The 25,378-nt window shown below is 71.3% G+C and carries 26 protein-coding genes and 1 riboswitch; of the genes, 12 read left to right on the top strand and 14 right to left on the bottom strand.

Annotation, left to right across the window (positions count from 1 at the left end):
• Nucleotides 1-31: 31 nt before the first annotated feature.
• Nucleotides 32-88 (bottom strand): trp operon leader peptide, encoded by a 57-nt coding sequence (locus ACFY8U_RS22470; RefSeq protein ID WP_361594124.1) that lies wholly within the window; start codon nt 86-88, stop codon nt 32-34.
• 112 nt (nt 89-200) lie between these two features.
• Entirely contained in the window at nt 201-3,017 is a 2,817-nt protein-coding gene (locus ACFY8U_RS22465; RefSeq protein ID WP_389572805.1) for an N-acetylmuramoyl-L-alanine amidase, read from the bottom strand.
• A gap of 169 nt (nt 3,018-3,186) precedes the next feature.
• Between ACFY8U_RS22465 and ACFY8U_RS22460 the strand changes: the two genes are divergently transcribed.
• Together ACFY8U_RS22460 and ACFY8U_RS22455 are read left to right on the top strand one after the other, a co-directional pair.
• On the top strand, nt 3,187-4,539 hold the full coding sequence (locus ACFY8U_RS22460; protein WP_352191835.1) for a class II 3-deoxy-7-phosphoheptulonate synthase: 1,353 nt from the start codon (nt 3,187-3,189) through the stop codon (nt 4,537-4,539).
• Nucleotides 4,540-4,661: 122 nt separating this feature from the next.
• On the top strand, nt 4,662-4,949 hold the full coding sequence (locus tag ACFY8U_RS22455) for a bacterioferritin-associated ferredoxin (protein ID WP_389572801.1): 288 nt from the start codon (nt 4,662-4,664) through the stop codon (nt 4,947-4,949).
• On the opposite strand, the gene bfr is transcribed toward ACFY8U_RS22455, so the two are convergent.
• On the bottom strand, nt 4,946-5,422 hold the full coding sequence (bfr, locus tag ACFY8U_RS22450) for a bacterioferritin (RefSeq protein WP_361433115.1): 477 nt from the start codon (nt 5,420-5,422) through the stop codon (nt 4,946-4,948). The two genes, ACFY8U_RS22455 and bfr, sit on opposite strands and share 4 nt — an antisense overlap.
• A 176-nt stretch (nt 5,423-5,598) precedes the next feature.
• Here bfr and ACFY8U_RS22445 point away from each other — a divergent pair, with 176 nt between their 5' ends.
• Nucleotides 5,599-6,231 (top strand): sulfite oxidase-like oxidoreductase, encoded by a 633-nt coding sequence (locus ACFY8U_RS22445; RefSeq protein WP_389572798.1) that lies wholly within the window; start codon nt 5,599-5,601, stop codon nt 6,229-6,231.
• 20 nt (nt 6,232-6,251) lie between these two features.
• On the opposite strand, the gene ACFY8U_RS22440 is transcribed toward ACFY8U_RS22445, so the two are convergent.
• The 6 genes from ACFY8U_RS22440 to thiO form a co-directional block, all read right to left on the bottom strand.
• Nucleotides 6,252-6,764: a DUF4396 domain-containing protein gene (locus ACFY8U_RS22440; protein ID WP_389572795.1), complete on the bottom strand. Its 513-nt coding sequence runs from the start codon at nt 6,762-6,764 to the stop codon at nt 6,252-6,254.
• A gap of 92 nt (nt 6,765-6,856) precedes the next feature.
• Nucleotides 6,857-7,708 (bottom strand): deoxyribonuclease IV, encoded by an 852-nt coding sequence (locus ACFY8U_RS22435; RefSeq protein WP_389572793.1) that lies wholly within the window; start codon nt 7,706-7,708, stop codon nt 6,857-6,859.
• A gap of 6 nt (nt 7,709-7,714) precedes the next feature.
• Nucleotides 7,715-9,628, bottom strand: a complete 1,914-nt coding sequence (gene pknB, locus ACFY8U_RS22430) for a Stk1 family PASTA domain-containing Ser/Thr kinase (RefSeq protein ID WP_389572791.1) — start codon at nt 9,626-9,628, stop codon at nt 7,715-7,717.
• 82 nt (nt 9,629-9,710) lie between these two features.
• Nucleotides 9,711-10,505, bottom strand: coding sequence for a thiazole synthase (locus ACFY8U_RS22425; RefSeq protein ID WP_389572789.1), 795 nt, complete (start codon nt 10,503-10,505; stop codon nt 9,711-9,713).
• Between the two features lie 5 nt (nt 10,506-10,510).
• Entirely contained in the window at nt 10,511-10,711 is a 201-nt protein-coding gene (thiS, locus tag ACFY8U_RS22420) for a sulfur carrier protein ThiS (protein WP_361433548.1), read from the bottom strand.
• A 77-nt stretch (nt 10,712-10,788) separates the two neighbouring features.
• Entirely contained in the window at nt 10,789-11,955 is a 1,167-nt protein-coding gene (thiO, locus tag ACFY8U_RS22415; protein WP_389572787.1) for a glycine oxidase ThiO, read from the bottom strand.
• Nucleotides 11,953-12,065, bottom strand: a riboswitch (TPP riboswitch). It overlaps the preceding gene by 3 nt.
• Nucleotides 12,066-12,119: 54 nt before the next feature.
• Here thiO and ACFY8U_RS22410 point away from each other — a divergent pair.
• The 6 genes from ACFY8U_RS22410 to ACFY8U_RS22385 all read left to right on the top strand — a co-directional run bounded on the left by ACFY8U_RS22410 (nt 12,120) and on the right by ACFY8U_RS22385 (nt 16,819).
• Nucleotides 12,120-12,461, top strand: a complete 342-nt coding sequence (locus ACFY8U_RS22410; protein WP_389572784.1) for a hypothetical protein — start codon at nt 12,120-12,122, stop codon at nt 12,459-12,461.
• 28 nt (nt 12,462-12,489) lie between these two features.
• A complete protein-coding gene (locus ACFY8U_RS22405) occupies nt 12,490-13,704 on the top strand; it encodes an FAD-dependent oxidoreductase (protein WP_361762224.1) in 1,215 nt (404 codons plus the stop codon).
• A gap of 43 nt (nt 13,705-13,747) precedes the next feature.
• Entirely contained in the window at nt 13,748-14,113 is a 366-nt protein-coding gene (locus tag ACFY8U_RS22400) for an Rv2175c family DNA-binding protein (RefSeq protein WP_361433095.1), read from the top strand.
• A gap of 87 nt (nt 14,114-14,200) precedes the next feature.
• Nucleotides 14,201-14,848, top strand: a complete 648-nt coding sequence (gene thiE / locus ACFY8U_RS22395) for a thiamine phosphate synthase (RefSeq protein ID WP_389572781.1) — start codon at nt 14,201-14,203, stop codon at nt 14,846-14,848.
• Nucleotides 14,849-15,001: 153 nt separating this feature from the next.
• Nucleotides 15,002-15,919: a methylenetetrahydrofolate reductase [NAD(P)H] gene (gene metF, locus ACFY8U_RS22390; RefSeq protein WP_361433091.1), complete on the top strand. Its 918-nt coding sequence runs from the start codon at nt 15,002-15,004 to the stop codon at nt 15,917-15,919.
• A gap of 51 nt (nt 15,920-15,970) precedes the next feature.
• Entirely contained in the window at nt 15,971-16,819 is an 849-nt protein-coding gene (locus tag ACFY8U_RS22385; RefSeq protein WP_389572778.1) for a hypothetical protein, read from the top strand.
• Nucleotides 16,820-16,831: 12 nt separating this feature from the next.
• Here the strand turns inward: ACFY8U_RS22385 and ACFY8U_RS22380 are convergent, their stop codons facing one another.
• The 5 genes from ACFY8U_RS22380 to ACFY8U_RS22360 all read right to left on the bottom strand — a co-directional run bounded on the left by ACFY8U_RS22380 (nt 16,832) and on the right by ACFY8U_RS22360 (nt 22,990).
• A complete protein-coding gene (locus ACFY8U_RS22380) occupies nt 16,832-18,265 on the bottom strand; it encodes a phytoene desaturase family protein (RefSeq protein WP_389572775.1) in 1,434 nt (477 codons plus the stop codon).
• A 98-nt stretch (nt 18,266-18,363) separates the two neighbouring features.
• Complete coding sequence (locus ACFY8U_RS22375) at nt 18,364-18,984, bottom strand: DUF4126 domain-containing protein (protein WP_389572772.1); 621 nt, start codon at nt 18,982-18,984, stop codon at nt 18,364-18,366.
• 305 nt (nt 18,985-19,289) lie between these two features.
• Complete coding sequence (locus ACFY8U_RS22370) at nt 19,290-19,898, bottom strand: helix-turn-helix domain-containing protein (protein ID WP_361593197.1); 609 nt, start codon at nt 19,896-19,898, stop codon at nt 19,290-19,292.
• Between the two features lie 43 nt (nt 19,899-19,941).
• On the bottom strand, nt 19,942-22,029 hold the full coding sequence (locus tag ACFY8U_RS22365; RefSeq protein WP_389572769.1) for a YhgE/Pip family protein: 2,088 nt from the start codon (nt 22,027-22,029) through the stop codon (nt 19,942-19,944).
• Nucleotides 22,001-22,990 carry an ATP-binding cassette domain-containing protein gene (locus ACFY8U_RS22360; RefSeq protein ID WP_389572766.1) on the bottom strand — a complete coding sequence of 330 codons (990 nt, stop codon included), beginning with the start codon at nt 22,988-22,990 and terminating at the stop codon, nt 22,001-22,003. The genes ACFY8U_RS22365 and ACFY8U_RS22360 overlap by 29 nt, the downstream gene beginning before the upstream one ends.
• Nucleotides 22,991-23,156: 166 nt before the next feature.
• Between ACFY8U_RS22360 and ACFY8U_RS22355 the strand changes: the two genes are divergently transcribed.
• The 3 genes from ACFY8U_RS22355 to ACFY8U_RS22345 all read left to right on the top strand — a co-directional run bounded on the left by ACFY8U_RS22355 (nt 23,157) and on the right by ACFY8U_RS22345 (nt 25,240).
• Nucleotides 23,157-23,687: an SAV_6107 family HEPN domain-containing protein gene (locus ACFY8U_RS22355; protein WP_361433072.1), complete on the top strand. Its 531-nt coding sequence runs from the start codon at nt 23,157-23,159 to the stop codon at nt 23,685-23,687.
• A 79-nt stretch (nt 23,688-23,766) separates the two neighbouring features.
• On the top strand, nt 23,767-24,555 hold the full coding sequence (locus ACFY8U_RS22350) for a methyltransferase (RefSeq protein ID WP_361593189.1): 789 nt from the start codon (nt 23,767-23,769) through the stop codon (nt 24,553-24,555).
• A 280-nt stretch (nt 24,556-24,835) separates the two neighbouring features.
• The gene (locus tag ACFY8U_RS22345; protein ID WP_352191812.1) at nt 24,836-25,240 is read left to right on the top strand and encodes a DUF3040 domain-containing protein; all 405 of its coding nucleotides are present in this window, start codon (nt 24,836-24,838) and stop codon (nt 25,238-25,240) included.
• The last annotated feature ends 138 nt before the right edge of the window (nt 25,241-25,378 follow it).

Below are 25,378 nucleotides of genomic sequence, written 5' to 3'. Positions count from 1 at the left end.
CGGCCTTCGCGTGTCGTGGGTGTACGCGCAGTCAGGGGGCCGCCGGATGAGCGGTCCACCACCAGTTCTGGGTCGTCTGCGCGAACATGGGTGCACTGTAACGCAGCCGGACAGCGGGAAGGGGCCCGGTTCACACCGCGGACGGTGCGAGCCGGGCCCCTCGGACGATCGGACTGATCAGATCAGGACCGGGGTCAGGATCAGAAGATCAGGTTGTAGATCTGCCAGCCGCTGCCGACCTTGGTGCGGGCGGCGAACGGGGCGGTGGCGCTGCCCGTGCCCTTGTAGAACCACAGGGTGCCGGAGCCGTCGCGGCCGACGAGGTCCACCTTGCCGTCGGCGTTCAGATCGCTCGGCCCGACGAGCTGGTTGTACGTCTGCCAGCCGCTGCCGACCTTGGTACGGGCGGCGTACGGTGCGGTGGCGCTGCCGGTGCCCTTGTAGAACCACAGGTTCCCGGCGCTGTCGCGGGCGACGAGGTCGGCCTTGCCGTCGGCGTTCAGGTCACCGGTGCTGACGAGCTGGTTGTACGTCTGCCAGCCGCTGCCGACCTTGGTGCGGGCGGCGAACGGCGAGGCAGGGTTGCCCGTGCCCTTGTAGAACCAGAGCACGCCGGACTTCTCGCGGGCTATGAGGTCCGGTATGGAGTCCCCGCTCAGGTCCCGGGCGCCCAGGATCCTGTCGTAGATCTGCCAGCCGCCACCGGTCTTGAGCCGGGCCTTGAACGGGGCGGAGGGGTTGCCGGTGCCCTGGTAGTACCAGAGCACGCCGGCGGCGTCACGGGCGACCATGTCGCCGGTGCCGTCCGCGCGCAGCGCGGTCATCGGGGTGATCGTGTTGAACATGTTCCAGCCGCTGCCGACGCGGTACCGGGTGAGGAACGGCGCGGTGGCGCTGCCGCGGCCCTGGTACTGGTAGAGCACGCCGGAGGCGTCACGGGCGAGGAGGTTGTAGCGGTTGTTCGTAGCGACGGGCGCGGCTGCCGCGACCACCTGCACGTCCTTGGACTGCACCCACGCGATGCGGTGGTTGTAGCGGATGGGGATGAACTTGGTCGTCCCCTGGACGCGGGTTCCGTCGGTGTTGTACGCGCTGGAGTAGTAGTCACCGGCGACCTCGGCGCCTGCGGCGATGTACGCCTGGCCGGCCGGGATCGTGTACTTGGTCAGCGGGTCGGAGTTCTTGTCCTGGACGCTGACGCCCGTTCCCGTGTACGCCGCGGCCTCGGGGTAGGCGCGACCGTAGACCTTGATCGGGGTCGTACCCACCGCCTTCACGACGGTCTTCGCGGTGCTCACGAGCGAGGTGTACTGTCCGCCCGGGTTGCGGAACCACGCCTTCTGGCCGCCGTACCAGATGGCGGTCCAATCGCTGCGGACGTCGGCGACGACGTACTGGCCACCGGCGACGACCTTGTTGCCCCAGTTGTCGCCGCTGTTCCACGCAACGCCAGGGATGTACGGGTCCTTGATCACCTTGGCGGAGTCGGCGACGGGCTCCGAGTACAGATACCCGAAGTTCGCCGGCTGGGCCGGAGCGGTCTTCCGGACGATGACGCCGTCGACATTCTCCGTGTAGGTCAGTGGAGGCTGGTTCGCCGAGGTGAACGGCGGCACCACACGAACCGTCTGCCCCTGCCTCAGGAGACCGCCCGCACCTTCGGCGCCGGTCGGGACGCCGATCTTGGCCATGAAGCGGTTCCAGTCCCAGAACGGGCCCGGGTCCCAGTGGACGCCCGCGGCCTTGGTGTCGAGCACACCAGGGACCTCGTCGTGGCCGATGATGTGCTCGCGGTTCAGCGGAACGTTGTACTTCGCGGCCAGGTACTTCACCATCGCCGCGGTGGTGTCGTACTGCGACTCCTTGTACCAACCACCGCCGCCCTTGATGGCGTAGCCCTCGTGCTCGATGCCGATCGAGTGCATGTTGACGGTTTTGTTGCCGGCGTGGAACGCCTCGTTCTTGGTCTCGACCATCTGCGTGACGCGACCGTCGTACCGAACGATGTAGTGGGCGCTGGCCCACCTGTTCGGGTCCTTGAACACTCCCACCGCGCCGTCGTGGGTGCCCTCGACGTCGTGAATGACGATCTGGCGGATGTCGAAGCCGCCACTGCCGTACGGCACGCGGGTCGCGATGTTGAAGTTGCCCAGGTCCTGCACGTAGGCCGCCGAGTCGTACGAGCAGACCAGACCGGAGGGGCACTCGGCAGTCGCCGCCGTGGCGGCGGCCGTCGCGGCCAGCGGAACGTTCGCCGGCTTGACCGGCTCGACCGTCGGGTCGGCCGGCAGGAGGACCTGCTCGCCGTCCGTGGTGATCTCGGCCTCGCCGGTCTTGATCGACTCGAAGACCCGCTCGGCGAACTGGTCAGCGCCCTTGCGGTCCTCGGACTGGCTGAAGCGGGCAACCGCCGGGTACCAGTCGCCCGGCTTGTCGGACAGCTCGGCGCCGGCCTGCTTCTGGTACTCCGCGAGGAGCGCCGCACCGGCGCGGATGGAGGCGTCGGTGTCCTTCTGGACGGCCTCGGTCGAGCTGTCGATCAGCTCCGCGGCCTTGTCCAGGGTGTGCAGCTTCGGGTCGTCGGTGTCGACGGTGTCCTTCGGCAGCGGAGCCAGCAGTTTCTTCTTGTCGACCTTCTTGTCGACCGACGGGTCACCGGCGCCGTTGACGAGGTGCTCGATGTGCTCATCAGAGCGCACGACGTCCTCCGGGTCGACCTTCGTCAGGCCCATGACGTTGTAGTCACCGGTGACGCTGGGCTGACCGTCGTGCGACTCCCACCGCGTCTGCCGGTACGACACCGCCATCAGCACGCTCTGCGGGACGTCGAACTCATCCGCCGCCTGCGCGAACTGCGACTGCAGCGACGTTTCTGCGGAGTTCTTGTCGTCCGAGGAGTTCAGGATCCCGGGCGACGCCACGGCGATCGTCCCGATCGTCGCGGTGGCGACGACGGCAGCCGCCGCCCCGTAAAGCAGCCGTCTCGTTTTGCGGTCCCTGCGGTGCCCCTGGCTCACGCCCACCCCTGTGAAGTATTTAGGCCTCAGATGTTTAAACACGTGTTTGAACGCGCGTGAGGGTAACACCCGTCCGAGGCGCGATCACCGTCGACAGACATTTCGGGCACGCGTCTCACCCAATGGTCGTGTCGCTGGACCGGTCGCCGGACACCGTAATGTGGTGGTTGTGACCGTGAACGCTAAGACCACCGCAACCGGTGGCAACACCTGGCGAGACCTTCCCGCGGCGCAGCAGCCTGAGTACCCCGATGCCGAGGCTCTGCGCGATGTGATCGCGGACCTCGAGTCGTATCCGCCGCTCGTCTTCGCGGGCGAGTGCGATCAGCTGCGCGCCCGCATGGGAGCCGTCGCCCGTGGCGAGGCGTTCCTGCTCCAGGGCGGCGACTGCGCCGAGGCCTTCGACGCCGTTTCCGCCGACCACATCCGTGCCAAGCTCAAGACGCTGCTCCAGATGAGCGCCGTCCTGACGTACGCGGCCTCCGTGCCCGTCGTCAAGGTCGGCCGCATCGCCGGGCAGTACTCCAAGCCCCGTTCCAAGGGGACCGAGACCCGCGACGGCGTGACCCTGCCGACGTACCGCGGTGACTCGGTCAACGGCTTCGACTTCAACGAGAAGGCCCGCGTCCCGGACCCCGAGCGCCTGAAGCGGATGTACAACGCGTCCGCCTCCACGCTCAACCTGGTGCGCGCCTTCACCACCGGTGGCTACGCCGACCTGCGCCAGGTGCACGCCTGGAACCAGGACTTCGTGAAGTCGTCCCCTTCGGGCCAGCGCTACGAGCAGCTGGCGCGTGAGATCGACAACGCGCTGAACTTCATGAAGGCCTGTGGCACCGACCCGGCCGAGTTCAAGGCCGTCGAGTTCTACGCCTCCCACGAGGCGCTGCTGCTCGACTACGAGGGCGCGCTCACCCGTACGGACTCGCGTACCGGCAAGCTGTACGACACCTCCGGCCACATGGTCTGGATCGGTGAGCGCACCCGCCAGCTCGACCACGCCCACATCGAGTTCGCCTCGCAGATCGCGAACCCGATCGGCATCAAGCTCGGCCCGACGACCACGGTCGACGACGCGCTGACGTACATCGACCGGCTCGACCCGGACCGCGAGCCCGGCCGGCTGACCTTCATCGTCCGTATGGGCGCCGACAAGGTCCGGGACAAGCTCCCGGAGCTGGTCGAGAAGGTCACCGCCTCCGGCGCGACCGTCGCCTGGGTCACCGACCCGATGCACGGCAACACCTTCGAGGCGGCCTCCGGTCACAAGACCCGGCGCTTCGACGACGTGCTCGACGAGGTCAAGGGCTTCTTCGAGGTCCACAAGAGCCTCGGTACGCACCCGGGCGGCATCCATGTCGAGCTCACCGGTGACGACGTCACCGAGTGCGTGGGCGGCGGCGACGAGATCTTCGTCGACGACCTGCACCAGCGCTACGAGACGGCCTGCGACCCGAGGCTCAACCGCAGCCAGTCCCTGGACCTGGCGTTCCTGGTGGCGGAGATGTACCGCGATCAGTAAGTAGCTTCGTACGACGATGGGGCGCGGATCCATGTGATCCGCGCCCCATCGTCGTTGCGAGGGCTTTTGAGCCTCGTGAGTGCCGGGTAAGGTTAGGTTAGCCTTATCGATCTCGGCAGGAGGTGAACCGCGTGTACGTATGCTCATGCTTCGGTGTCACGGAGAAGCAGGTCAAGGAGCACGCGGACGCGGGCGCCTGCACGCCGCGCCAGATCGCCTCGGCCTGCAAGGCCGGAACCGACTGCGGTTCGTGCGTACGACGTATTCAGGCCATTCTCGGGCGCGGCAACTGCCCGCGGCGGGAGCTCCTGGACCAGGGGCTGCCGGCGCTGACCTCGGTCTCGGATCCCGAGAGTGCCGAGAACCCCGAGAACGCCGAGGATCTGCGGGACCTGCCTGAGGCCGCTTAGCTCGGCTGCTCGATCAGTGTCGAGATGTAGAGCGCCTCACCGAGGTTCTCGATCAGCTCCAGCTGGGTGTCGAGGTAGTCGATGTGGTGCTCCTCGTCGGCCAGGATCTCCTCGAAGAGGTTGGCCGAGGTGATGTCGCCCTTGGCCCGCATGACCTCGATGCCGCGCTTCAGACGGTCGATCGCCTCGACCTCCACCTGGCGGTCCGCCTTGAACATCTCGGTCACCGTCTGACCGACCCGTACATGGAAGAGCCGCTGGTAGTTGGGCAGCCCGTCCAGCATCAGGATGCGCTCGGTGAGCTTGTCCGCGTGCTTCATCTCATCGATGGACTCTTCGCGGGTGTACTTGGCCAGCTTGGCCCAGCCCTTGTTGTCCTGGATGCGGTAGTGCAGCCAGTACTGGTTGATGGCCGTCAGCTCGCCGGTCAGCTGCTCGTTGAGGAACTCGAGGACCTCGGGGTCGCCCTGCATCGCAGAGGCTCCTTCCACGCATGTCTGGGTCGTGACTGGGCAGGATGGCCGCATCCTTGCACCACGGATGGGGGGCGTCCAGTAAGTGGAGGCTTAGTGGGACTTGCCCTGAATCGTGCACGCGTGCGAGGTTGCCTGGTCATGACCACCCCTCGCGGTCTGTCACCATGGATGACATGGGTCAGCCGGAGAGCGGAGTACGCCGGGAAGCAGAGCAGTCGGATCTTCCGCCGGGGCAGCGGCTGCAGCGCGGCTGGCCGGTCACCCATTACGGCCCCGTCCCCAAGTTCAAGCCGGACCGCTGGGAGTTCCGGGTCTTCGGGGCGACGGCGGACGGCGACAAGCGGTGCTGGAACCACGAGGAGTTCTCGGCCCTCCCGTTCTCGACGGTCGTGGCCGATCTGCACTGCGTCACGAAATTCAGCATGCTCGGGGCCGAATGGGGTGGGGTGCCCGCCCGGACGATCCTGGAGCTGGCCCCGCCGGCCCCCGCTGTCACGCATGTGATGGTCTGGGCCGAGTACGGCTTCAGCGCGAACATGCGGCTCGCCGACTTCGCGGCCGAGGGCACGATCTTCGCCACCCACAAGGACGGTGAGCTGCTCACCGCCGAGCACGGCTTCCCGCTGCGGCTCGTCGTCCCGCACCTGTACGCCTGGAAGGGCCCCAAGTGGGTCCGGGGCGTGGAGTACATGACCGCCGACCGCCGGGGCTTCTGGGAGGAGCGCGGCTACCACAACCTCGGCGACCCCTGGAAAGAGCAGCGGTACTCGTACCAGGAGGAGCCGGGCGACGGCCCGGAGCTGTAGGCGCCCCGGGCCGGCCGTGCTCAGTGGTGGTACTGGTGCACCACCGCGTGGCCCTTGCCGCGGCCGATCAGCCACTTGTTGACCGGTGTGGTGATCAGGAAGGCGACGAGGAAGGCGAAGGCCAGGGCGCCCCAGAAGAGCGCGTCCGAGAGGTGTGCGTCCATCGCGCCCGGGACCAGCAGCAGGACTCCGTTGTCGACGATCTCCATGACGGCGATGGAGAGGGTGTCGGCGGCGAGTGCGACACCGACGGCCGCCTTCAGGCTCAGTCCGGCGCGGACGACCGCCCACAGGGTGAGCGAGTAGCCGAAGAAGAAGGCCAGGACGATGGCGAGGATCATCGTCGGGGCGTTGCCCCAGCCGAGCGCGGTGCCGATGATCATGCCGAGGACCTCGCCGATGGCGCAGCCGGTGAGGCAGTGGAGGGTCGCCTTCATCGCCATGGACCAGCTGGCCTTGCCGGGGGCGTGGCCCTCGTGGGCGGTGGAGTGGTGGCCGGTGTGGTGGTCGGCGTGCGATTCGTGCTGATCCATGGGTCCCCCAATGACCAGTGGCGGTTCCTGCTGCCTACACAGGAACCGTATACCCCCTAGGGGTATTCCTCAACGGGGAGATCGCCGTGTCCTCACCCCCGGAGTTTCTTGAGCCGCTCCACATCCGCCACGTGCCCTTCCTTGCCGCCCGGTGTCTCGATGATCAGCGGGACGCCTTCGGTCGCGTGGTGCCGCATCAGCTCGCGGAACGGCTCCTCGCCGATATGGCCCGCCCCGATGTTCGCGTGCCGGTCCTTGTGCGCGCCGACGATGTCCTTGGAGTCGTTGGCATGGATCAGTTTCAGCCGCCCCTCGCCCACGGTCGCGACCAGCTGGTCGAGCGTATGCGTCATACCGTGCGGCCCGGTCAGATCGTGGCCCGCCGCGAAGATGTGGCAGGTGTCGAGGCAGATCCCGAGCCTCGGATGGCGGTCGAGCGCCTCGAAGTACGGGCCGAAGTCCTCGGCGCGCGAGCAGAGCGAGAAGCCCTGCCCGGCCGTCGACTCCAGCAGCAGGAACGGGTCGTCCGGGTGCGTCAGCTCGTCGAGCAGGGGCCGCATCCGCTCCCGTACCTGCGCCAGCGCCTCCGCGCGCGGGCGGCCTCCGGTCGCCGAGCCCGTGTGCACCACCACGCCCTTCGCCCCGATCTCCCGGCCCCGGCGCAGCGAGTGCCGCAGCGACTCGACCGACCGCTCGACGGTGGCCTCGGTGTGGGAGCCGAAGTTGATCAGGTACGGGGCATGGACCCAGGCCGAAAGGGACTCGGCCTCGCACGCGGCGCGGAACAGCTCGTCCTGCGCCGGGTTGCCCACGGGCGTGGCCCAGCCGCGCGGGTTGGCCACGAAGACCTGGACCGCCTCCGCGCCCAGCTCGCGGGCGTAGCCGAGACCGACCGTGGCGAGGCCGCCGGCCACGGGGACATGGCCGCCGACGGGGTTGCGCATGAGTCTCTACAGTCCCTTGATCGTGATGGTGATGGTGGAGCCCTCGGGGGCGGTGGACCCGCCGTCGACCGACTGGCCCGAGACGGTGTCACCGAGGAAGGGGAAGGTCTTCTCGACCTTCACCTCGAAGCCCGCCCCTTCCAGCCTCCCGCGCGCGACGTCGGTCGACTCGCCCGTCACGTCGGGGACCTCGATCATCCGGGGTCCCTTGGAGACGGTGAGGACGATCCGGTCGCCCTTCGCGGCGCGGCTGCCCTCCGCGAGGGACTGGGCCGCGACCGTGCCGGCCTCCTCGGCGGAGTGGATCTGCTCGGTCGCGATCTGCACGGTGAGCCCGGCGTCCTGGAGCGTGCCGGTGGCCTCGGCGACCGACTCGCCGGCGACGTCCGGGACGTCGATCGGGCGGCCCTTGCTGACCACGAGCGCCACGGCCGAGTCCGGGCTGCGCTCGGTGCCGGGCTCGGGGTCGGAGCTGATCACGGCGCCCTGCGCGATCTCCTGGCTGAACGCGCTGGTGATCACACCGGCGGCCAGGCCCTCCTTCGCGAGGAGCTCCTTCGCCTGCGCCAGCGGCTTGCCCTTGAGGTTCGGGACCTTCACGGTCTCGGGGCCGCGGGAGATGGTCAGCGTGACCGTGCCGTTGCCGCGGATCCGCTCGCCGGAGGCGGGATCGGCGGCCATGACCGTGCCGCGTTCGTACACCTCGCTGAACGCCCGCTTCGTCGTGCCGACGTCGAGCCCCGCGTCCGTGATCCGCTCGGTCGCCTCGGCCTCCGTCTGCCCGAGCACGGCGGGCACCCGCGTGAACTGGCCGGAATTGATGTACCAGACACCGCCGCCGAGCCCGAGGACGAGCAGAACGGCGGCGAGGACGAGGAGGGGCCCACGGGGACGGCCACCGGTGTTCCGGCGCCGCGACGGGGGCTGCTCGGGCGGCGGCATGGTCAGCCGGCTGGTGTGCTGCACCGGCTGCTCGCTCTCCACGGGCAGGACCCGCGGGATCACGCTGGTCCGGTCCTCGGAGCCGGTGCGGTCCTCGGGGTGGGCCTGTGGCGGTACGGCGTCCAGCTGCTCGTCCGTGAGGGCCGCGCGGGCCTCGCGGGCCTGGGCCAGGAGCGCGACGGCGTCGTGCGGCCTGATGTCGGGGTTGCGGGCCGTGGCGCTCGCCACCAGCTCGTCCAGTTCGAGGGCGAGGCCGGGCACGACCGCCGAGGGGGCGGGCACATCGGTGTTCAGGTGCTGGTAGAGAACCTGGGCGGGGGTGTCCCCGCCGTGCGGCTTGCCGCCGGTCAGCATCTCGTACAGGACGACACCACAGGCGTACACGTCGGCGCGGGTGTCCGCGGTGCCGTGCTCGATCTGCTCCGGCGCCAGGTACGAGACGGTGCCCAGGACCGAGCCCGTGGTGTGCGTGGCCGAGCCGACCGCGCGGACGAGACCGAAGTCGGCGACCTTCACCCGGCCGTCGTCCCCTATCAGGACGTTCTCCGGCTTCATGTCCCGGTGGACGAACCCGGCCCGGTGCGCGGCCCCCAGCGCGGCGAGTACCGGCTCCAGGACGTCGAGCGCGGCGCGCGGCTGGAGCGCCCCGCGCTCGCGCAGCACGTCACGGAGGGTGCACCCCGCGATGTACTCCATCGCGAGGTAGACGTACGCGCCGTCCGCGCCCTGGTCGAAGACCCCGACCACGTTGGGGTGGGAGAGCCGGGCGACGGACTTGGCCTCGCGGATGAAGCGCTCGACGAAGGTGGCGTCGGCGGCGAGGGCCGGGTGCATCACCTTGAGGGCGAGCACCCGGTCGAGGCGGATGTCGACGGCCCGGTAGACCGTGGCCATCCCGCCGACGGCGATGCGCGCGTCGACGCGGTAGCGGCCGTCGAGCAGCTGCCCGACGAGGGGGTCCTGAAGGGTCGTGTCCACGGCCTCGAGTTTACGAGCCGCCGAGCCCCACCCGTCCCCACCGCCCCCGACCGCAGCACAGCTGTGACGCGAGGCCGCCGCGTCAGAACGCCGGGCGCTCCGGGTCCAGGGCTGCCTGGCCCTCCGTGGGGGAGGAGGCGTGGGCGAAGTGGCGGCGGGGGATGCGGCCCGCCCGGTGGGCCAGGCGGCCCGCCTCCACCGCGTGGCGCATGCCCTCCGCCATCAGGACCGGGTCCTGCGCCCGGGTCACCGCGGAGGCGAGCATGACCGCCGAGCATCCCAGCTCCATCGCCTGCGCCACGTCCGAGGCCGTCCCGGCCCCCGCGTCCAGGATCACCGGCACGCCCGCGGATTCCACGATCAGCTCGAAGTTGTGCGGGTTGCGGATCCCGAGCCCGGAGCCGATCGGCGAGCCCAGCGGCATGACCGCCGCGCACCCCACGTCCTCCAGCTTCCGCGCGAGGACCGGGTCGTCGCTGGTGTACGGCAGGACCGTGAAGCCGTCGTCCACCAGGGTCTCCGCCGCGTCCAGCGTCTCGACGGGGTCCGGCAGCAGGGTCCGCTCGTCGGCGATGACCTCCAGCTTGATCCAGTCGGTGCCGAGCGCCTCCCGGGCCAGGCGCGCGGTCAGGACCGCCTCGCCCGCCGTGTAGCAGCCGGCCGTGTTCGGCAGGACGCGGATCGAGAGCCGGTTCAGGACGGACAGGACCGAGCCGCGCACGGTCGGGTCCAGTCGCCGCATGGCGACCGTCGTCAGCTCGGTGCCGCTGACGGCCAGCGAGCGTTCGAGCACGTCGAGGCTGGGCGCCCCGCCCGTGCCCATGATCAGCCGCGAGGAGAACTCCGTACCGCCGAGGAGGAAGGTGTCGTCGGACATGGCGCTCAGCCCCCCTGGACGGCGGTGAGGATCTCGACCCGGTCGCCCTCGCCGAGGAGGGTCGCGGACCACTGGCTGCGCGGCACGACCGTCTCGTTGACGGCCGCGGCGACACCCGACGGCGCCGTCGTCAGCGTCGCCACCAGGGCGTCGAGGGCCGTGGGCGCGGCGAGGGCACGCGCCTCGCCGTTGACGGAGACGTTCATCGAGACGGTCGTCGAGACGGTCGTCGAGGCGGTCGTCGGCTCGTTCGGCTCGTTCGTCGAGGGGTTCGTCGAGGCGTTCATACGGGCTGCTCCTGACGTACGGGGGAGAAGCGGCGGGGAGTGAAGGGGCGGGCCTCGTCCGGAAGCGCGCCGGTGGTGAGCAGCTCGGCCATGACATCGCCGGTGACAGGCGTGAGCAGGACCCCGTTGCGGTAGTGCCCGGTGGCCAGCTGGAGGCCGGGCAGCGCGGTCGGGCCGAGCAGCGGCGCGTTGTCGGGGGAGGCAGGTCGCAGACCCGCCAGCGTCTCGGTGAGCGGCAGCTCGGTGAGACCCGGTACGAGCTCATGGGCGTCCCGGAGCAGCTCGTAGACCCCGCCCGCCGTGACGGTGGTGTCCCAGCCCAGCTCCTCGCTGGTCGCGCCGACCACGAGCTCCCCGTTCTCGCGCGGCACGAGATAGACATGGCTGCCGCGGACGACGGCCCGGACGGTCCGGGACAGGAACGGCGCGAACGCGCGCGGCACGGTGAGCCGCAGCACCTGTCCCTTCACAGGGCGTACGGGAGGCAGGACCTCCCGCGGCACCCCGGCGAGCTGCCCGCTCAGGCTGCCCGCGGCCAGGACGACCTGGTCCGCGGTGAGCTCGTGGCCCCCGGTGAGCGCGACACCCGTGGCCCGGTCCCGTACCACCGTCAGCCGTTCGGCGGGACCCCGGTGGAAGACCACCCCGGCCCGCTCGCAGGCGGTGACCAGCGCGGCGGCGAGCCGGCGCGGATCGACCTGATGATCGCCGTCGACCCGCAGCCCGCCGCGCACCCCCGGCGCCAGCATCGGCTCGAGGCGGCGGCAGTCGCGTCCGCTGAGCCATTCCGACTCCAGGCCGCAGCGGGTCTGCAGCGCGTGCAGTTCACGCAGATGCGCCCGGTCGTCGGCGTCGAGCGCGACGGCGAGCGTGCCGCAGGCGCGGTAGCCGACGTCATGTCCCGTGGCGTCCTGGAGTTCGGCGGTGAACTCCGGATAGCGGCGCGCGGAGGCGAGGTTGAGGGCGAGCAGGGTCTCCTCGCCGTAGTGGAGCTCGGTGACGGCGGCCAGCATTCCGGCCGCCACCCGGGCGGCCCCGCCGCCCGGTTCGGGGTCCACGACCGTGGTGCTCAGCCCGCGCTGCGCGGCCCGCCAGGCCGTGACCAGGCCGATGATTCCGCCCCCGATGACGAGAACGTCAGAGGTACTGCATGTACGCGACATGGGCGTCCAGCCCCTCCCTTCGCCGGCATGACCCGGATCAGGTTCGTACGGTCGGAGGCCGGCCAGCCTCCCTCTCAGCCCGGTGCGTCCGGGCTCCCGCGAGTGCTCTACGTTGACGGTCAGCCTAACCCCAGCCCCCGACGCCCAGTAAGGGAGCCTCCACCGTGCCGCGTTCTCTCGACGGTCTCGTCCTCGCCCCGGTCGCCGACCAGGCCCCCGGTCAGGTCGGGACGCGTACCCGGTTCACGTACCACGAGGAGGACGGCCGGATCTGGGCCGAGTACGCGGGCGGGGACGTGGTCCGCGGGAACCTCGTCGGCACGCGCGCGGGGGACCGGCTCGACTTCCGGTACGTGCAGCTGAAGCAGGACGGAACGACTTCTTCCGGGCATTGCGTCTCCATCGTGGTCGAGCTCCCGGACGGCCGCGTTCGGCTGGAGGAGAGCTGGGCATGGGAGTCCCAGGAGGGCTCCGGCACCAGCGTCGTGGAGCAGCTGTCTTCCTGACGGTGCGTCAGATACGTAAGGTGATCGGGTGAGCGAGCAGAAGCAGGCACAGCAGCGGGTCGTCGTCGTGGGCGCGGGGATGGCGGGGGTACAGACCGCCGTAGCCCTGCGCGAGCAGGGCTTCGACGGAGCGGTCACCCTCATCGGGGCCGAGCCCCACCAGCCCTACGACCGCCCGCCCCTCTCCAAGGCGGTCCTCCTCGGCAAGGCCGAGGACTCGGCCTTCGACGTCGACTTCGAGGCGCTCTCCATCGAGCTGCGCCTCGGCCTCGACGTGACCGGCCTGCGCGCCGACGCCCACGAGGTCGACACCGAGGCCGGGCCCGTCCCGTACGACGTCCTGGTCGTCGCCACCGGCGCCGAACCCGTCACCCTGCCCGGCACCGAGGGCGTACCCGGGGTCCATCTGCTCCGCACCCTCGACGACGCCGCCCGCCTCAAGCCCGTCCTGGAGCGGCGGCACGACATCGTGGTGGTGGGCGCCGGCTGGATCGGCGCCGAGTTCGCCACCGCCGCGCGCGAGGCCGGGTGCGCGGTCACCGTGGTCGAGGCCGCCGACCGCCCGCTCGCCGGCGCGCTGCCCGCCGAGGTCTCCGCCCCGATGGCCCGCTGGTACGAGGAGAGCGGCGCCGAACTCCTGACCCACGCGCGCGTGGACCGGATCGAGCCCGGCACGGTCCACCTGGCCGACGGCCGGCGACTGCCCGCCGACGCGGTCGTCGTCGGCATCGGCGCCCGGCCGGCCACCCGGTGGCTCACCGGTTCCGGCATCGCCCTCGACGAGGACGGCTCCATCACGGCCGACGACCGGCTGCGCACCTCCCTGCCCGACGTGTACGCCGTCGGCGACTGCGCCTCGTTCCCCTCCGCCCGCTACGGCTCCCGGCTCCTGGTCCACCACTGGGACAACGCGCTCCAGGGCCCCCGTACCGTCGCGGCCGACATCATCGGCGAGACTCCCGGGACCTACGACCCGGTCCCGTACTTCTGGTCCGAGCAGTTCGGACGCTTCGTCCAGTACGCCGGGCACCACGCCACCGGCGCCGAGCTGGTCCACCGCGGGGACCCCGCCGAGCCCTCCTGGTCCGTGCTGTGGCTGCGCGACGGCGCCCTGGTCGCCCTGCTCGCCGTCGGCCGCCCCCGCGACCTGGCCCAGGGCCGCAAGCTGATCGAGTCCGGAGCGCGGCTCGACCCGGAGCGCGCCGCCGACGCCTCCGTCCCCCTGAAGGCGGCACTCCTGTAGGCCCGACTACCGACTGTCAGTCCGGGATGGCAGGCTTGTCCCCGTGACCGAGATTGACGCAAGAACCGATGCTCTCGTCCCCGCCTGGCTCTACCTCCCCGACATCGCGGAAATGCTCGACGTCGAGGTGACGCGCGTGCGGCAGCTGGTCAAGGAAGGCCAGCTCATCGCCGTCCGCCGCGGCGAGAACAAGGCGCTTCAGGTGCCCGCCGCCTTCATCGACGGCGACAAGGTGGTCAAGGGCCTCTCCGGCACCCTGACTCTCCTGAGGGACGACGGCTTCACCGACGAAGAGATGCTGGAGTGGCTTTTCACTCCCGACCCGACCCTGCCGGGCACGCCCGCGCAGGCCCTCAGCGAGAATCGCGGCACGGAGGTGAAGCGCCGCGCCCAGGCGCTTGCCGTCTGACGTAGACGAAGAGACACCACAGGAGTCTCCGGGGGCCGGCACCGCCCGGCCCCCGGGGACCGCCGCACCCAACGGGGGGAAGCACCCATGTCCACGCCTCGCGCGCAGCTCGCCGACGCCCGGCTCTACCTCTGCACGGACGCCCGCAGGCGGCAGGGGGACCTGCCCGCGTTCCTCGACGCCGTGCTCTCCTCCGGCGTGGACATCGTGCAGCTGCGCGACAAGGGCATGGAGGCCGGTGAGGAGCTGGAGCACCTCGCCGTCTTCGCGGAGGCCTGCCGCCGGCACGGCAAGCTGCTCGCCGTGAACGACCGGGCGGACGTGGCCCACGCCATCGGCTCCGACGTGCTGCACCTGGGCCAGGGCGACCTGCCCGTGCCCGCGGCCCGGGCCATCCTCGGCGACGAGGTGCTGATCGGCCGGTCCTGCCACCACGAGTCCGAGGTGGACGCGGCAGCCGCCGAGCCCGGCGTGGACTACTTCTGCACCGGCCCCTGCTGGCCCACCCCCACCAAGCCCGGGCGGTACGCCCCCGGCCTCGGCCTCGTGCGCCACGCGGCCGCCCTGGAGCAGGACCGCCCCTGGTTCGCCATCGGCGGGATCGACGAGACCAACCTGGACGAGGTCCTGGACGCGGGAGCGCGCCGGATCGTCGTCGTACGGGCGATCACCGAGGCCGACGACCCGGCCGCGGCGGCGGCCCGGCTGGCCAAGCGGGTCCGCGAGCGCGCCTGACCGGGACGGCACGGACGTCGTCGTCCGGGGGCTGTCGTCCGGCGCTTGTCGTAACGTCCGAGGACCCACCCCGACTCTCGGGTGATGTCCAAAATCGTGTCCATTACTCGGACGCTGCTTCGTCGGCCGTGGCACCCCGTCTAACCTGCCGGTATGGCCCTTGGTACCGCTTCCACCCGCTCGGACCGCGCGCGAACGGTCCGCGACATCCTCGCCTCCGGCAGGCCTTCGTACTCCTTCGAGTTCTACGCGCCCAGGACCGAGAAGGGTGAGCGGAGCCTCTGGAACGCCCTGCGCCGGGTCGAGGCGGTCGGCCCCAGCTTCGTGTCCGTGACCTACGGCGCTGGCGGCTCCACCCGCGGCGGCACCGTCAAGGCCACCCAGAAGATCGCCGGCGACACCACGCTCACCCCGGTCGCCCACCTCACCGCGGTCGACCACTCGATCGCCGAGCTGCGCAACGTCCTGGGCCAGTACGCCGACGCCGGCATCCGCAACATGCTCGCCCTGCGCGGTGACCCGCCGGGCGACCCGCTGGGGGAGTGGGTCGAGCACCCCGAGGGCGTCCGGTACGCCGCCGACCTGGTGCGGTTGATCAAGGAGTCCGGCGACTTCTGCGTGGGCGTAGCCGCCTTCCCCGAGATGCATCCGCGCTCCACCGACTGGGACACGGACATCCGTCACTTCGTGGACAAGTGCCGGGCCGGCGCCGACTACGCCATCACCCAGATGTTCTTCGACCCCGAGAACTATCTGCGGATGCGCGACAGCGTGGCGAAGGCCGGCTGCGAGACGCCGATCATCCCCGAAGTCATGCCCGTTGTGAACGTGAAGACCCTCGACCGCCTGCCCCAGCTGAGCAACGCGACCTTCCCCGCGCATGTGAAAGACCGCATCCTCGCCGTCAAGGACGATCCGGCCGCTGTACGCTCCATGGGGATCGAGTTCGCGACGGAGTTCTGCGCACGTCTGCTCTCCGAGGGTGTCCCCGGACTGCACTTCATCACGCTGAACAACTCCACCGCGACGCTGGAGATCTACGAGAATCTCGGACTGCACGTGCAGTCGTGACCGGCGTACCCGCCCCAGACCCGCGGCGGTGGCCGTAGGAGAGGGGCGGGCATGGGGTGGACGGTCCTCTACATCGCGTTCGGTGTCGTCGCGTTGTGGCTGCTGGGTGAGGTGCTCCTGCAGTACAAGGCGAGGCTCCGCTGGCGCGTGCTCGCCTTCTGCGGCTTCCTCGGAGTCGTCCTCGGTGTGCTGATGCCGTCCGTCGCGGTGATCATCGTGGGCGCGGTGGCCTTCGCCGTCGGGCAGACCTATGTGACCCTGTCGTTCCGCCGCGGCTTCTCCACCGGGTGGGCGATCGGCGGCAGCCCCGGCGCGAGCCGGCGCCGCAGGTCCGCCGCGCCGGCCGAGACCGGCCCCACGCTGGAGGTCAGCGACCTCTCCTACGAGCAGGCCGGCGAGCCGTCCGCGGCCGAGACGACCGCGGTGTACGAGCCCCAGCCGCTCCCCGACGACACCGGCCAGTACGGCGTCTACGCCACCGCCTACGACGAGTCCCAGGCGCACGCCGAGACCCCGCAGCCCGCCTACGGCGGTTACGACGGATACGGCGCGCAGGACACGCAGGGCACGCAGGGATACGAGCAGCAGCCCGGCGGCTACGAGGCGCAGCCCGGCTACGCGCAGCCGGCCTACGACTACGGCACCGGCCAGCAGCAGTACGCCGCCTACTCCGACCCGTACATCGGCCCGACCCCGGACGGCCCGCAGTACGCCGCGTACGACTACGGCACCGGCGGCCAGCAGCCCTACGCGGACCCGTACGCGCCCTCGTACGCCTACGACACCCCGCCCGGTGGGGTGTGGGTGCCGCAGCAGCGCGACGGCGAGCAGCCCGCGCCGCCGCAGCAGGGCTACGAGAACTACGAGCCCTACAACAACGACCAGCAGTACCGGTACTAGCTCCTCAAGGCCTCACCGGGAGCCGCGGAAGTCGTCGCCCTCCACGATCAGCCCGGCGACCAGCGCGCCCGACATGCCCGCGTGGGCGAGCCCGCCGCCCGGGTGGGACCAGCCGCCCGCGAAGTAGAGCCCGGGCAGCGGGGAGCGGTTGGCCGCGGGCAGGAAGGCGCCCCGGCCGCCCGCGAGCGCCGGACCAGGAACCTCGGCCGCGCCGGTCTCCCGCAGGGTGTCGTCCGGGGTGCGGACCTCCTGCCAGAGCAGCCGCTCACGGAGCCCGGGAACGGCCGATTCCGCGGCCGTCACCATCCCCTCGGCGATCTCCGCCCAGTCGTGCTCCGGGTACAGGTTCACCGTCGCGGCGAGGGTGACCGACTCGTGGCCGTCGTCGGGGCGCAATGCCGGGTCGTCGGGCCGCAGCACGGTGGTGGTCGGGCGGCCGGCGGTCGCGTGGACGACCGTACGGTGCACGGCGCCCGCCTCCCGCGCTCCGCGCAGGGCCAGACAGACCGTCATCCTGCCCGTCCCGTCGGCCTGGTACCGCGGCCACTCGTCCTGGCGCTCCCAGCCCACGACATGGTCCCGGTACAGCGCGGGGACGGGCGCGCCCGCGACGACGTGGTCCGCCTCGACCGTCTCGCCTCCCGCCAGCGCGACCCCGGCGGCCCGGCCGTCCTTCTCCAGGACCTCGGTGACCTCGGCGTCGAAGACGAACTCCACGCGCCGCCTCAGGCACCGCCGGTACACCGCGTCCGCGAGCGCCCGGATGCCGCCGCTCACGTACCAGGTCCCGAACGTCTGCTCCATGTACGGCAGGACGGCGGCCGCCGCCGGGGCGGTGGCCGGATCGAAGCCGTACGCCCAGGCGTACGCGTCGAGGAGCGCGACCAGCCGGGGGTCGCGCAGCTCCCGCGCGCCGACCTGGGCGAGCAGGGTCGTGGGACGCCGCAACAGCCCCGGCTTCAGGGCCGGGTAGGGCTCGCGGGCGAGCGGTGAGGTGTCCGCGGTCTGCGGCTCCTCCAGAAGCGGGCGGCGCGTGCGGTCCCAGGCTTCGCGGGCCCGGACCAGGAAGTCGCCCCAGCGCTCGCCGGCGCCCGCGCCGAGCGCCGCGTCCAGCGCGGCGACCGTGCCCGCCCGTGAGGCGTTCGGCAGGTCCACGCGGGTGCCGTCGGCGAAGACATGACGGCTCGCCGGATCGACCTGCGTCAGCCCGACGGAGTCCTCCAGGGACTCCTTGCCGGTCTTGACGAAGAGATCGCGGTAGACCGCGGGCAGATGCAGCAGCCCGGGGCCGGTGTCGAAGCCGAACCCGTCCCGCTCGAAGCGGCACACCGCACCGCCGTACGTCCCGCCGCGCTCGTACACCGTCACCCGGTGGCCCGCCACGGCCAGCCGGGCGGCGGCCGCCATGGCGCCGAGACCTGCGCCGATCACCACAATCCGTGCCATGTCAGCGACCTTATCGGCCGTCACCGACAGTCATGCCAGGCGCCCCGGTCAGGCGGGTGGGACCTGGGCCTCGGAGTCGGGCGTCGTCGGCGCCCCGGTCAGTAGGGCGGGACCCTCCGGGTCCCGGCGGCGGCCAGGCGCCGCTCCTCCCGCCGTTGCGCCCTGCGGCGCAGGAAGCGGCGGATGCTGTGGGCGAGGAAGCCCAGTATCACCAGGCCGAGTACGAGCAGGACGGCCGCGATGATCGCCGCCGCCTGCGGGTTGAACATCGCGAAGGTGATGATCCCGGCGACCCCGAGATCCTCGGCGGTGCTCATGGCGATGTTCGAGAACGGCTCCGGCGACGTGTTGATCGCCATCCGTGTCCCCGCCTTGACGAAGTGGCTCAGCAAGGCGGTCGAGCCGCCCACCGCGCCCGCCGCCAGCTCCGGGATCGAACCGGACTCCCCGGCGAGCAGGGCGGCGACCACGGCGCCCGCCACCGGCCGGATGACCGTGTGCACGGAGTCCCAGACCGAGTCGACGTAGGGGATCTTGTCCGCCACCGCCTCGCAGAGGAACAGCACCCCGGCGACGATCAGGACGTCGGTGCGCTGCAGCGACTCGGGCACCTCGTCGGTGAGGCCGGTCGCGCCGAAGATGCCGAGGAGCAGGACCACCGCGTACGCGTTGATCCCGCTGGCCCAGCCGCTGGTGAAGACCAGGGGGAGTACGGACACGCCCGCGATCGTAACCAGGTCTGAGTACCCGTACCTACAGGTCGAGATGAGTAGATACGCGGATGGGCTCCGACCTGCGAGGAGGAGAGAGTGGGGAGCACGGAAGGGGCGCGGCTCCGGGACCGCCGACACGGGGTGGCGGAACGGGGTCGCGCACCTGCCGGCACGGGGGTGCACGGGGGTGCAACGGGGGTTGCAGGAACGGCGGACGGCGAGGCTCGGGGGGATCGAGCCTCGCCGTTCGTCGTGGTCGTGCGGTTCAGGTCCGCCCGGCGGACTTCACCTCGCCGGGGTTCCGACCGGGGTCAGCGGCCGCTCACGCGCCCGTGCAGCAGCCGGGACAGCGCGCTGTGCACGTCGTCGAGCGAGCGCTCCCGCTGGAAGGCCTGCCAGTCGAGAGCGGCCACCAGGACCATCCCCACCAGCGCCGCGGCGGTGAGCGGGATGTCGATCTCCTCGCTCAGCTCGCCCTCCGCGACCCCCTCGCGCAGGACTCCCTCCACGACCGCGACCGCCTGCTGGCGGACCACCAGGAGGGTCGAGTTCCAGGCCCGGTTGGTGCGCCAGAGCTCGGCCACGTACAGCTGGGTGAAGGCCGGATAGCGGTCGATGAAGACCAGGCCGGCCCGGATCATCGCGTCCAGCGCGTCGACCCGGCTCCCGCCCCGCTCCGCCGTCTCCTCGGCCGCGTCCCGCAGGGAGGCGGTCAGGAGCCCGACGCCGTGCCGCAGCAGCTCCTCGAACAGCTCGGTCTTGCTCTTGAAGTTGTAGTAGACCGTGCCCTTGGCGACACCCGCGCGCTCGGCGATCTCGTCCACCGTCGTCGCCGAGAAGCCCTGCTCGGCGATGAGGGTGACGGCGGCCTCGTAGAGCTTCGCGCGCGTGGCCTGGCGTCTGGTGCTGCTGCTGTCCATGGGCTCGATTCTCACAGGTCTCGCGGATGCCACAGGGGTGGGTTCACAGGGACAGATCGGGGTGGAGCCGGTCCAGCGTCCACACCTGCTTGCGCCGCGCGGAGAGGGCCGTCAGCGCCAGCGCGCCCACCGTGAAGGCGGTCAGGACCGCGCACGCCTGCCAGACCGGTCCGATCCCGCCGCCCGAGATCAGCCGGCGCAGCGACTCGACCACGTAGCTCATCGGCAGGAACGGGTGGATCGCGTTGAAGAAGCCGGGGCTGGTCTGTACGGGGTAGGTACCGCCCGCCGAGGTCAGCTGGAGCATGAGCACGGCGAGCACCAGGATCCGGCCCGCCGCGCCGAAGCGGGCGTTGAGCCACTGGATGATCGCGGCGAAGCAGCAGGTCACCAGCGCCAGGAAGCCGACCGTGCCGGCGGCCCTGGTCATCTGGAGGCCGAGCCCCCAGTGGAGGACCGACATCAGCGCGGCGACCTGGAGCAGCCCGATGGCCGCCACGGGCAGCCAGCCGGCCAGGGCGATCCGCCAGGCCGAGGCGCCGGCGGCGAGCGCGCGCCGGTTGAGCGGCTGGATGAGCATGTACGCCACCATCGCGCCGACCCAGAGGGAGAGCGGGATGAAGTACGGGGCGAAGCCGGTGCCGTAGTTGGGTGCCTTGTGCAGCGACTGGGAGGCGAGCTCGACGGGGTCGGCCATGACCTCCGTACGCCGGTCGCGGTCCTGCTTGTCGTAGTCGGGGATCTGGGCGACCCCCTCCTTCAGGCCGGTGGCCAGCTCGCCGGAGCCGTCGGCGAGCTTGAACAGGCCGCCGTCGAGCTCTCCCGCGCCCTTCTTGAGCTTGCCGACACCGCTGTCGAGCTTCGCCGAGCCGGTCTTGGCGCCGGTCAGGCCGGTGTGGAGCTCGTCGGCGCCCTTGGCGACCTTCTGGGCACCCTCGTTGAGCTTGTTGATCTTCTTGACGGCGCCTTCGAGGTCGTCGTCCAGGTGCGGGGCGTCCTTGGCGAGGTCGTTGGCCTGCTTCTGGACGGCGGCGAGCCGCTTGTCCAGCTTCTTCAGGTCGCCGTCGCTGTCCTTGGCCAGCTCGTGGAGGTCGTCGGCGATCTTGGCCACGTCGTCGGCCGTGGTCTTGGCCTCCTTGAGGGCCGGGCAGGTCTTCGCGTCGGGCAGCGGGTTGTCCACGCACTGCTTCTTGTGGAGGGCCTCCAGCTTGTCGTCCGCCACATGCGCGGCGCTGCGGGCGACCGGGGCGCGGCGGACCACGTCGTCCAGGTCGTGGCGGACGGCCCCTGCGGCGTCGGCGACCAGGCGGGCGGTGTCGCCGATCGTCTTGCCGTTGTTCTTCAGGTACGGGCGGACCTTGTCGGCCTTCCCGTTGACCTTGTCGGCGAGCGCCTTGGTGCCGTCGGCGACCTGCCGGGAACCGGTCTCCAGCTCGCCCGCGCCCTTGTCGAGCTTCTTCAGGCCGGAGGAGAGGTTCCCGCTGCCGGTCTTGGCGTCCTTCAGCCCGTCGGCCAGGCTCTTGGAGCCCTTCTTCGCCTTGTCCACACCGTCCTTGAGGTCCCCGGCGCCCTTGGCCGCCTCGGCGGTGGCGTCGTGGATGTCGGAGAAGGAGATGAAGATCTTGTCGAGGAAGGAGCGCGAGGACTTGGTGGAGGCGGCGGTGCGCACCTCGGAGAACACCGTCCGCGAGATCTGCCCGACGATGTAGTTGTTGGCGTCGTTCGTACGGACCTTCAGCGCGCCGGTCTCGGGGGAGTCGCCCGAACTGGAGGCGATCCGGGTGCTGAAGTCCTCCGGCATGGTCAGCGAGAGGTAGTACGTCCCGTCCTCGACGCCCTTGCGGGCCTCGGCGTCGCTCACCTGGTGCCAGTCGAAGACCTTGCTGTCGAGCAGGTTCTCGGTGATGTCGTCACCGGCGTTGATCTTCTTGCCGTCGGCGGTGGCGCCCTTGTCGGCGTTGACGAGGGCGACGGGTATCCGGTCGAGCCTGCTGTACGGGTCCCAGAAGGACCAGAGGTACAGCGCGCCGTACAGCAGCGGCAGCAGCAGGATCGCGACGAGCGCGGCGCGCGGCAGCTTCCCCCTGCCGAACCGCTTCAGCTCAAGCGCGGCCAGTTTCGGCGAGCGCATCGGCTTCCCCCTCCTCGGTCGTGTCTTCGTTCGCGTCGGCGTCGGGCGTCTCCTCGGCCGTTTCCGCGGCCGTGTCCTCGCTCGTTTCCTCGGCCGACTCCTCGGCCGGTTCCATGGCCGTTTCCTCGGCCGTTTCGTTGGCCGGGTCTTCGGTCGCGTTCTTGGCCGCATCTTCGGCCGGGTCTTCGGTGCCGGCTTCGTCCGTGCCGGCGGTCGTCTCTGCGGTGGCCCGAGCCGTCGTGTCCTCGGCGGCGCGTGGTGCCGTGGTGACCCTCAGGGCGCCCTCGGGGGCCTCGCTGCACACCGCGAGCACGGTCGTGCCCGCGCCGGCGATCGAGCGCAGCAGGGCCCAGGCCTCGGCCCGGTCGGCCGGCGAGAGCTTGAGGTCGGTGTCGTCGAGGGCGAGCACCCGGGGCCGGCCGATGAGGGCCAGGGCCACGGACAGGCGCAGCGCCTCCAGACGCTCCAGGTCGCGTACGGAGGTCCGCTCGCCCTTCGGCAGGGTCTCCAGGTCGAGTCCGGCGGTCTCCAGGGCCGCGTCGATCCGGGCCCTGGTGGCGGCGGCGCGCTCGCCGGGCGGCCGGAGCAGGGCACGGACCGCGCCGTCGTAGCGGCGCTGGAGCAGGGCGCGCTCGCGCAGATGCTCGGCGACGGTGAGGGACGGGTCGAGGTCGCTGACCCCGGGCACCGGGCCGAGCGAGCTGATCCGGCGCACGGCGGCCATCCTGCGGGGCAGGGGGAGCCCGGCGACCTCGGCGTGGCCCTCCTGGGGCTTCATCCGGCCGGTCAGCGCGAGCAGCAGGCAGGTGCGGCCCGACCCCGACGGGCCCTCGATCGCGACGAGCGCGCCCGGCTCGGCCCGGAAGCCGACCTCGCGGAAGACCCAGCCGCGCGGTCCCTTCAGCCCGAATCCGTCCGCGACGACGGCGGCGCCGTGCGGCTCCTCCGGGTTCGCTTCCACCGGTCCACCCCCACTTTCCCCACTTTTGAACTGACCAGTCAGTTCAAAAACTTACCCCTTGATCGTCGTTCTCGGCAAAACGCCAGGTCAGCGGGATTGTCAGTGGTGGCCTTCACGATGGACACATACGGACACAGAGCCGTCACACGACGACAGGAGGCTCGTCATGACCAGCTCCTCCGCAGCAGCCGCGCCCAGGCGCCGCCCCGGTGGCCGGCCTGCCCCCGCACTGGCAGGACCACCGTCCGACGTCCACCCCGTGCTGCGCCGCTCCACGGCGCCGCCCGCCGCCCTCGACCTGCTCGCCCAGGCCCGCACCGGGCTCGACGAGGCCGCCGCCTTCGACCGGCCCAACGAGCGGTACGCCACGGCCCACCTCGCCGCCCTCCGTACCGCCGCCGCCGTGCTCGCCGTCCGGGGGCGGCCCGAGGCCAATCCCCGTAAACGGGCCAGGATCCGAAGCGCCTGGGAGGTGCTGCCCGAGATAGCGCCGGAGCTCACCGAGTGGAGCGCCCTCTTCGCCTCCGGCGCCTCCCGCCGGGCCCGGGCCGAGGCGGGCATACCGGGCGCCGCGACCAGCCGGGACGCCGACGACCTGATCCGGGACGCCGCGATGTTCCTGCGCCTGGTCGAGCGCCTCCTCGTCCTCCAGCCCGTACTGCCCCGCCAGACCGGCGCCGGCGAGGCCACCGGGTGAGCGACGGCTGAGCGGGGCAGCACGGCCGAGGCCATAGGGTGGGAGGCGTTCGTACACCGTCACCGAGGAGTCAACAGCCGTGTCGGACCCTTCCCCTGTCTTCGGTCGAGAGGCGTCGTCGCGGCCGTCGCGCGCCTCCCTTCGTACGGCCGTCGTCTGGGACGTCCTCAAGGACGCCCTCGATCGCCGGGTCAAGGCCACCGGGAAGGACAGCCTGGATGTCCTCGACACGGGCGGCGGCTCCGGGAACTTCGCGGTGCCGGTGGCGCGCCTCGGTCACCGCGTCACGGTCGTCGACCCCAGCCCCAACGCGCTGTTCGCGCTGGAGCGCCGGGCCGCCGAGGCCGGGGTCGCCGAGCGGGTCAGCGGGGTCCAGGGCGACATCCGGGGGCTCTTCGACGTGGTCGGACGCGACGGGTTCGACGTGGTGCTCTGCCACGGCGTCCTGGAGTACGTGGACGACCCGGCCGAGGGCGTACGGAACGCGACCGCGGCGCTCCGGGACGGCGGCGCGCTCAGCCTCCTCGCCGCGGGCGTCGGCGGCGCCGTCCTCGCCCGCGCGCTGGCCGGGCACTTCACCGAGGCCAGGAACGCCCTCAGCGACCCGGCCGGGCGCTGGGGCACCGGAGACCCGATGCCCCGGCGCTTCACCGCGGAGCAGCTCACCGAGCTGGCGGGCGCGGCCGGTCTGGACGTCGGCGCGGTGCACGGCGTGCGGGTCTTCGCCGACCTGGTCCCCGGCGTCCTCGTCGACACCGAACCCGGCGCGGCCGAGGCGCTGCTCAAGCTGGAGGCCGCCGCGGCGGAGCTGGCGTCCTTCCACGCCATCGCCACCCAGCTGCACGTCCTGGGCGAGAAGCCCGCCTGACGCCCCACCCGACACCCCGGCTGCGCCGCTGATCAGCGGCGCAACCGCACATGGAGTACGCCACAGCACCTCCGGTCCCGGGCTTTGCCCCGTATGATCGGGGGACACCGTCCGGCATGACGGGCAGGTAGCCGGGGAATCAACGCCTCAGCAACTGAACCGCATGGCGGCCCGGATTGGCGATTTGGCGTTGAGGGCGGGTTTCACGGGGGCGATTCCCTGCCTATCCTGAAAGGGCCGCATCCCGGTCGCCCCCGCGACCGACGACTAGGAGGACTCCGTGCCGCTCTCGGAGCACGAGCAGCGAATGCTCGAGCAGATGGAGCGAGCGCTGTACGCCGAAGATCCCAAGTTCGCGACAGCGCTCGAGGGAAGCGGACTGCGTACGTACACCCGGCGACGGGTCTACCAGGCAGTCGCCGGCTTCCTGGTGGGTATCGCGCTCCTCATGGCTGGAATGGTCGCTCAGCAGATCTGGATCAGCGTGGTGGGGTTCCTCGTCATGCTGGGCTGCGCGGTACTGGCGGTCACCGGATGGCGCAAGGCGCCCAAACCGGGTGAGCAGCAGGCGAGTGGCGGGGCGGCGGCCGGTGGCCGTCAGACCCGGCAGCGCCGCTCGATGATGAACCGGATCGAAGAGCGGTGGCAGCGCCGCCGTGACGAACAGCAGGGCGGCGGCCACTGACGCCGCGCTGAGGGCCCTGCGCCCCTTACACGACTCCGAGCCCCGCGGGCCCGCGCCGAAGCGCGACCCCGCGGGGCTCGTTCGTCGTGGCGCCCGGCAGCCGCCCGCGCCGGGTGCGGGCAGTCGTCCGCGCCGGCG

Source organism: Streptomyces sp. NPDC012508, assembly GCF_042902595.1.
GTDB lineage: Bacteria > Actinomycetota > Actinomycetes > Streptomycetales > Streptomycetaceae > Streptomyces.
This window is presented reverse-complemented; position numbering and strand designations above follow the sequence as displayed.

What these genes read in the sequence shown, in the direction of transcription:
- bfr (WP_361433115.1), bottom strand. Translation starts at nt 5,422, where the DNA reads ATGCAGGGCGACCCCGAGGTCCTCGAGTTCCTCAACGAGCAGCTGACC.
- ACFY8U_RS22445 (WP_389572798.1), top strand. Translation starts at nt 5,599, where the DNA reads ATGGGTCAGCCGGAGAGCGGAGTACGCCGGGAAGCAGAGCAGTCGGAT.
- ACFY8U_RS22440 (WP_389572795.1), bottom strand. Translation starts at nt 6,764, where the DNA reads ATGGATCAGCACGAATCGCACGCCGACCACCACACCGGCCACCACTCC.
- ACFY8U_RS22435 (WP_389572793.1), bottom strand. Translation starts at nt 7,708, where the DNA reads ATGCGCAACCCCGTCGGCGGCCATGTCCCCGTGGCCGGCGGCCTCGCC.
- ACFY8U_RS22425 (WP_389572789.1), bottom strand. Translation starts at nt 10,505, where the DNA reads ATGTCCGACGACACCTTCCTCCTCGGCGGTACGGAGTTCTCCTCGCGG.
- thiS (WP_361433548.1), bottom strand. Translation starts at nt 10,711, where the DNA reads ATGAACGTCTCCGTCAACGGCGAGGCGCGTGCCCTCGCCGCGCCCACG.
- thiO (WP_389572787.1), bottom strand. Translation starts at nt 11,955, where the DNA reads ATGTCGCGTACATGCAGTACCTCTGACGTTCTCGTCATCGGGGGCGGA.
- thiE (WP_389572781.1), top strand. Translation starts at nt 14,201, where the DNA reads ATGTCCACGCCTCGCGCGCAGCTCGCCGACGCCCGGCTCTACCTCTGC.
- metF (WP_361433091.1), top strand. Translation starts at nt 15,002, where the DNA reads ATGGCCCTTGGTACCGCTTCCACCCGCTCGGACCGCGCGCGAACGGTC.
- ACFY8U_RS22385 (WP_389572778.1), top strand. Translation starts at nt 15,971, where the DNA reads ATGGGGTGGACGGTCCTCTACATCGCGTTCGGTGTCGTCGCGTTGTGG.
- ACFY8U_RS22380 (WP_389572775.1), bottom strand. Translation starts at nt 18,265, where the DNA reads ATGGCACGGATTGTGGTGATCGGCGCAGGTCTCGGCGCCATGGCGGCC.
- ACFY8U_RS22370 (WP_361593197.1), bottom strand. Translation starts at nt 19,898, where the DNA reads ATGGACAGCAGCAGCACCAGACGCCAGGCCACGCGCGCGAAGCTCTAC.
- ACFY8U_RS22365 (WP_389572769.1), bottom strand. Translation starts at nt 22,029, where the DNA reads ATGCGCTCGCCGAAACTGGCCGCGCTTGAGCTGAAGCGGTTCGGCAGG.
- ACFY8U_RS22355 (WP_361433072.1), top strand. Translation starts at nt 23,157, where the DNA reads ATGACCAGCTCCTCCGCAGCAGCCGCGCCCAGGCGCCGCCCCGGTGGC.